Annotated in this window: 6 protein-coding genes and 1 pseudogene; 6 read left to right on the plus strand and 1 reads right to left on the minus strand. The window is 73.4% G+C overall.

The window, feature by feature from the left end:
* Positions 1 to 196: 196 nt before the first annotated feature.
* Positions 197 to 1,474: a DUF445 domain-containing protein gene (locus FLM69_RS10915; RefSeq protein WP_041103595.1), complete on the minus strand. Its 1,278-nt coding sequence runs from the start codon at positions 1,472 to 1,474 to the stop codon at positions 197 to 199.
* A 100-nt stretch (positions 1,475 to 1,574) separates the two neighbouring features.
* On the opposite strand from FLM69_RS10915, the gene FLM69_RS10920 reads away from it, so the two are divergent.
* The 6 genes and pseudogenes from FLM69_RS10920 to FLM69_RS10945 all read left to right on the plus strand — a co-directional run.
* Positions 1,575 to 2,498, plus strand: coding sequence for a glycerophosphodiester phosphodiesterase family protein (locus FLM69_RS10920; protein ID WP_036383537.1), 924 nt, complete (start codon positions 1,575 to 1,577; stop codon positions 2,496 to 2,498).
* Positions 2,499 to 2,506: 8 nt separating this feature from the next.
* Positions 2,507 to 3,168: pseudogene (locus tag FLM69_RS10925) on the plus strand (ATP-binding cassette domain-containing protein); the annotation flags it as partial.
* A gap of 84 nt (positions 3,169 to 3,252) precedes the next feature.
* Complete coding sequence (locus FLM69_RS10930; protein ID WP_036383535.1) at positions 3,253 to 4,593, plus strand: Nramp family divalent metal transporter; 1,341 nt, start codon at positions 3,253 to 3,255, stop codon at positions 4,591 to 4,593.
* Positions 4,594 to 4,624: 31 nt separating this feature from the next.
* The gene (locus FLM69_RS10935; protein WP_063189969.1) at positions 4,625 to 5,002 is read left to right on the plus strand and encodes a thiamine-binding protein; all 378 of its coding nucleotides are present in this window, start codon (positions 4,625 to 4,627) and stop codon (positions 5,000 to 5,002) included.
* Between the two features lie 107 nt (positions 5,003 to 5,109).
* Complete coding sequence (locus FLM69_RS10940) at positions 5,110 to 5,673, plus strand: GNAT family N-acetyltransferase (RefSeq protein WP_036383531.1); 564 nt, start codon at positions 5,110 to 5,112, stop codon at positions 5,671 to 5,673.
* The coding region (locus tag FLM69_RS10945) for a spermidine synthase (protein ID WP_141844226.1) at positions 5,670 to 6,485 on the plus strand (816 nt) is incomplete at its 3' end. The genes FLM69_RS10940 and FLM69_RS10945, both read left to right, overlap by 4 nt.

Genomic DNA, 6,485 nt, shown 5'->3' on the forward strand with positions numbered 1-6,485 from the left:
ATGTTAGACTCGTGGGGTCGTCGGCATCGTCAGCAGTGTATAGTGGACAGCCTCTGAGCCGCCGCCACAACCGCGTACGTCCGCACGTGACTTGTGGCGGAGGGGCGCTGTCGTGCGTGAGATAGGGCCTATCTCACGTTCGAAAGCGCCCCTTCGCCACATGTCACGTTCGAAAGTGCGGGGTAGGGGCGGCGGCTCAGAGGAACAGCGTGGCTACCCCGTGGATCGCCAGGCCCGCGAGCGCGCCGACGATCGAGCCGTTGATGCGGATGAACTGCAGGTCCTTGCCCACGAACAGCTCGAGGGTGCGCGCGGTCTGCTCGCCGTCCCAGCGGGCGACCGTCTCCTCGATCACCCCGGTGAGCGCCGGGCCGTAGGAGCTCAGCGCATACGCCGCGGCGCGGCGGGCGTGGCCGTCCACGCGGTCGCGCAGCTCGGGGTCCTCCTGCAGGCGGGCGCCGAGGTCGCGCAGGGCGGCCACGAGCGCGCGATGCAGGTCGGAGGACGGGTCCTCGAGCGCGTCCAGGAGCGAGTCCCGCAGGGAGACCCAGGCCCGCCCGGCCCACGCACGCAGCCGTTCGTCCGCGAACAGGTTCCGCTTGAACCGCTCCACCGAGGCGCGGGTGGCCGGCTCGTTCCGCATCTCGTCGGCGAGGCGGTCGAGCCAGTCGTCGACAGCGCGGCGGGCCTCGTGCTGCCGGTCGCGGCGGATGCCGGCGAGATACTTGAGGGTCTCGGCGTGCAGTCGCTCGGCGAGGAGGCGGTCCACGAGGTCCGGGCTCCACTCGGGGGAGCGACGGCGCACCGTCTCGACGAACAGCTCGGGATGGGCGGCCACCCAGTCCCCGGTGTGGGCGACCACGAGGTCCACCACGCGCTCGTGGTGCCGGCCGGCCACCACGTCCTCCAGCACGCCCGCGAGCGTGGGGGACCAGTCCGGGGCCACCATGTGGCGTTCCATCAGCTGACGCAGCAGCTCCTGGACGGCGTCGTCGTCGGCTGCGGCCATGGCGCCCCGGGCCGCCGTCGCGATCTCCCGGGCGGTGCGGGCCGCGTTCTCCTCACGGCGCAGCCAGCCGCCGGCGGCCTCGGCCACCTTCAGCCCGTCGACCTTCTCGTGGGCGACCTCCGAGTCCAGGAAGTTCTCCTGCACGAACTCGGTCAGCGCGGCGCCGAGCTGGTCCTTCTTCCGCGGGATCAGGGCGGTGTGGGGCACGGGCACCCCCATCGGGTGGCGGAACAGCGCCGTGACCGCGAACCAGTCCGCCAGCGCGCCGACCATGCCCCCCTCCGCGGCGGCGCGCACGTAGCCCCACACCGGGTGGGTGTCCTGCAACGGGAACGCGACCACGAACACCACGGCCAGCAGGATGAGCAGCCCCAGGGCGACGGCCTTCATGCGCCGCAGGCCCGCCGCGCGTTCGAGGGCGCCGGCGCTGAGCAGCTGCTGGGCGGGGTCGGGGGAGAGGGACACGGGAGGCTCCTGATCGCGCGCACCGAATGGTCCCCACCAGTTAACCAGCCGGGCACCTTGCGGTGACGTGGCCGGCACTCGCGCTCCCTAGCCTGGCGGCGTGCCCGCTCTCGTGATCGCCCACCGCGGTGCCTCCGCCGCCTTCCCCGAGCACACCCGCGCCGCCATGCTCCACGCCCTCGCCGTGGGCGCGGACGGTCTCGAATGCGATGTCCAGCTCACGCGGGACCGCGAGGTCGTCTGCTGGCACGACCCCACCGTGGACCGCACCTCGGACGGGCGCGGCGCCGTCGCGGACCACACGCTGGATCGTCTGCGCGGTCTCGACGTCGTCTCGTGGCACGCCCGGCGTCCGGGGGCCGAGCCCGCCACGACGACGGCGCCGCCCGCCGTGTACGGCGGCGCGGGGGAGCAGGTGCTCACCCTGGCCGACCTCCTGGCGATCGCGGCGGCCGCGGACCGGCCGCTGCGCCTGGCCGTGGAGCTCAAGCACCCCTCCCCGTTCGGGCATGAGCTCGAGGAGCGGGTGCTGCGGGAGCTGCTGCGGGCCGGTTGGGACCCGGAGACCGGCCGACTGGGTCAGGTGCAGGTGTCCCTCATGAGCTTCCATCCGGACGCGCTGCGCCACGTGGCGCCGCTGGCCGGCACGGACCCCCTCTGCCCCCTGATGGACCTCATGCCGACGGAGCTGCCGACCCGGCTCGCGCGGGGGCCGCTGAGCCGGGCGGCGGTGCGTGCGGCGGCGCGTCAGTCGCTGGCGGGGTCCGAGGCGCTCGTCTGGCGCGGCCGGGCCGGGATGGCGGGGCCCTCCGTGGCCTACGTGCGGGAGCACCTGGCGGACGTGAAGGCGTGGCTGGCGGCGGGGCGGCGGCTGCGGGTGTGGACCGTCGACGAGCGCGAGGACGCCGATTTCCTCCTCGCCCAGGGGGTGCAGGAGCTCACCACCAACCGTCCGGAGGACGTGCTGCGCTGGGTCCGCGAGCGGGCCGCCGCGCGTCGGGAGCGGGTGCCCACCGGGGCCTGAGGGCGCCGACGACGGCGCGCATGCTGCTCAAGCTGATCGAGCCGACCTCGGGCGAGATCAGCTTCGAGGGCAAGGACGTGCTGGCGCTGAAGGGGGGGAGGGGCTCAAGGACTTCCGGCAGCGCGTGCAGGCCGTGTTCCAGGACCCGTTCTCCTCGCTCAACCCCTCGTTCACGGTGGGCCGGATCATCGAGGAGCCGCTGCAGACGTACCGGCGGGGCAACGCCACGCAGCGGCGGGCACGTGTGCTCGAGCTCATGGACCAGGTGGCCCTGCCCTCCCACTTCCACCGCCGGTACCCGGCCGAGCTCTCGGGTGGACAGCGCCAGCGCGTGGCGATCGCCCGCGCGCTCGCGCTGAACCCCGAGCTGATCGTGTGCGACGAGCCGGTCTCCGCGCTGGACGTGCTCGTGCAGGACCAGATCCTCACGCTGCTGCGCCGCCTGCAGGACGAGCTGGGGCTGAGCTACCTGTTCATCTCGCACGACCTGGCGGTGGTGCGGCTCATCTCCGACTACGTGTGCGTCATGAAGGACGGCCGGGTGGTGGAGGCGGCCAGCTCCGAGGAGGTCTTCACCAACCCCCGACACCCGTACACGCGGCGGCTGCTCGCCTCGATCCCGGGCAACGAGCTGGGGATCGCGGTGGAGGCGGACGGGACGCACGTGTGAAGCACCGCGGAGTGATGTGAGCGGCATCGCTCCCGTGCGTGATACTTGCTGCATCACTCGCATCCCCGATCGCAGGAGCATCCCATGGCCCACGCCGTCGACCCCGGGCGCCCCGTGCACAACCCGGACATCGTCGGGTTCACCGACGCTGAACTGAACGAGACGCCGATCCGCCCGCGCTGGAACTCCCTCGGCCCGGGCATCGTCGCCGCGGCCACGGGCGTGGGCGCGGCGGACCTGGTGGCCACCCTGACCGCCGGCTCCCGCTACGGCTACATGCTGCTGTGGGCCGTGGTGCTGGGCGTGATCTTCAAGATCGTGCTCGTGGAGGGCGTGGGCCGCTACTACCTCTCCACCGGCAAGACGATCTTCCAGGGCTGGCGCACCCTCGGGGCCTGGACGTCCTGGTACTTCGGCCCGTACATCCTCATCTGGGGCATCGTGTACGGGGCGACGGCGATGTCCTCCACCGCCCTGCCGCTCGCGGCGCTGTTCCCCGGTGTGGACAGCAAGGTGTTCGCGATCGCCGCGGGCCTGATCGGCCTGGGACTGGTCTGGCTGGACAAGTACCGGCTCATCGAGTGGCTCATGACGGTGCTGATCGGCGTCATGTTCGTGACGGTGCTGCTCTCCGCGGCGCTGACGGCCCCGAACCTGGGCGAGATCCTCGCCGGTCTCGTGCCGCGCCTGCCCTCCGGCGATCCCCAGGCCATGTTCTACGTGCTCGGCCTGGCCGGCGGCGTCGGCGGCACCATCACGCTCGCGGCCTACGGCTACTGGCTGCGCGAGAAGGGCTGGAACGTCCCAAAGTACCTGAAGGTCATGCGGTTCGACAACGCGACCTCGTACATCCTCACGGGCATCTTCGTGATCGCCACCATGGTCATGGGCGTGGAGCTGCTGCACTCGGCGGGGCTGGCGATCTCCTCGGGCGACAAGGGCCTGCTCGACGTCGGCGACGTGCTGGCCGAGCGCTACGGCTCGGCGTGGTCCACGGTGTTCCTCATCGGATTCTTCGCCGCGTCCTTCTCCTCCCTGCTGGGTGTGTGGCACGGCGTCTCGCTGATGTTCGCGGACTTCTGGACGAACTTCCGCCGGCCCGCCGCGGAGCTGGACCAGGACGACGCGCCGTCGCTGTCCTCGAAGCCCGGCCGCTTCTTCCTGCTGTGGCTGACCCTGCCGCCCATGGCACTGCTGTTCCTGGACCGGCCGATCTTCCTGATCCTGCTCTACGGCACGCTCGGCGCCCTGTTCATGCCGTTCCTGGCCGTGACCCTGCTGTTCCTCAACAACACGAAGGACGTGCCGCGGCAGTTCCGCAACGGCTGGGTCCGCAACACCCTGTTGGGCCTGACCGCGGCCGTGTTCGTGGCGATCGGCGTGAACGAGCTGCTCAAGGCCCTGCAGCCGGTGCTCGGGGGGTGAGCCGGCGGCGGGAGCGGGGCACACTGGTGCCATGATCGTCGCCTTCTCCGTCGCCCCCTCCGGCCAACCCGCCGACGCCAACCACCTGCCCGGCGACGCGGACACCGCGTCCGTGCACCGGGCGGTCGCGGCCGCCGTCGCCGTGGTGCGCGCCTCCGGCCTGCCGCACCGCACCTCCTCGATGTTCACCGAGATCGAGGGGGAGTGGGACGAGGTGATGGAGGTCGTGCGCGCCGCCGTGGACGCCGTGTCCCCGTACGGCACACGCGTCTCGCTCGTGCTGAAGGCGGACATCCGCCCCGGCCGCACCGGCGAGCTGGACGGCAAGCTCGAGCGCCTCGAGTCGGCCCTCGCCGAGGACGAGGGGCGGCGCGCCGCCCCGGCCCCGCGCGACGGCGACGCCGGGTGACCCCCCTCCCCGCTGCCCCCGGACGCTTTCGTTCGAGAAACGGCGGCGTGTCGAGGCGCTTTCGTTCGAGACATGGCCGCCGCGCCGGCGGCCCGGAGGAGCAGTCCGTGCCTGAGCCCGTGGCCGTGCGCCCCGCCGCACCCGGGGACGTCGAGGCGCTGCTGCGCGTCAAGGCGCGGTCGTGGCGGGAGGCCTACGGCGCGCTCCTGCCGTCCGCGTACCTGGACGCGATCGAGGCCCGGATCCCGGAGGACGTACCCGCGTGGACCGCGCTGATCGGACCGGACCGTGACCTCTGGGTCGCCGACGACGGCGGCCGGCTGCTCGGCGTGGCGCTCGCGGGCCCGCGTCGCTCGGCGGCGGAGACGGCCCGGACGGGTGCGGACGACGCGGCCGCATCGCCCGCCGACCTGCCCGATGTCGAGCTCATGGTGCTCTACGTCCTGGCCGAGGCGTACGGCACCGGCCTGGGAGCGCGCCTGCTGGACGCCGTCGTCGGGGGCCGCCCCGCGCTGCTGCGCGTCCTCGCCGAGAATCCGCGGGCCGTGGCGTTCTACGCCAAGCACGGGTTCGCGGCCGTGGGGGCGCCGGAGCCGATGAACGGCCCGTGGGCCGGCCTGCACGAGCAGCTGATGGTGCGCCGTCTCCCGCACGACGGCGGTGCGGCGTGAGCCGCCGGTCGTCGGCGCGCCGGGGCCGGGCCGCGGGCGGATCCGCCGGCCCCGCCGGGATCGAGCCGGGCGTCCACGCGATCACCCACGGCACCGCCGAGATCCGCGAGGACGCCTTCGAGCCGGGCGCGTTCATCCTCTACGTCAACGGCGTCGAGTCCTCGCCGCTGGACCCCGAGCGCCCCGAGCGCATGGCCTTCGAGTACATGCGCTGGGCCGCCGCGGCCGTCCGGGCGCACTGGCCGGAGCCCACGCCCCTGCGGGCCCTGCACCTGGGCGGCGCGGGCTGCGCGCTCGCCCGCTGGGTGGACCACGCGTACCCGGGCTCCCACCAGACCGCGGTGGAGATCGACGCCGGCCTGGCCGCCCTCGCCCGCGAGCGCTTCGGCCTGCCCCGCGCCCCGGCCCTGCGCATCCGCGTGGCAGACGCCGCCGAGGTCCTGGCCACGGCCCACCCGGCCAGCCGCGACCTGATCATCCGCGACGTCTTCGCCCCGGACCCCACGGACCTGACCGGTGCCCGCCACATCACCCCGCCGGGCCTCACCGGCCTGGACGCGGCCCGCGCCGCCGCGCGGGTCCTCGCCCCGGGCGGGCTGTACGTGCTCAACGTGGGCGGCGGGCCGGACCTGACGTCGGTGCGGGCGGACGTGGCTGCCGTCGTCGCCGCGTTCGAGCACGTCGAGGTGATCGCGGATCCGCCCATGCTCAAGGGGCGGCGCCGCGGCAACGTCATCGTGGCGGCCTCGGACGCCCCCGTGGCCCGCCCCTGTCTCTTCTACACTTCTGACGCGGCCGACGACCGCACACGT

It is taken from the genome of Micrococcus sp. R8502A1 (genome assembly GCF_006704135.1).
Classification (GTDB): domain Bacteria; phylum Actinomycetota; class Actinomycetes; order Actinomycetales; family Micrococcaceae; genus Micrococcus; species Micrococcus luteus.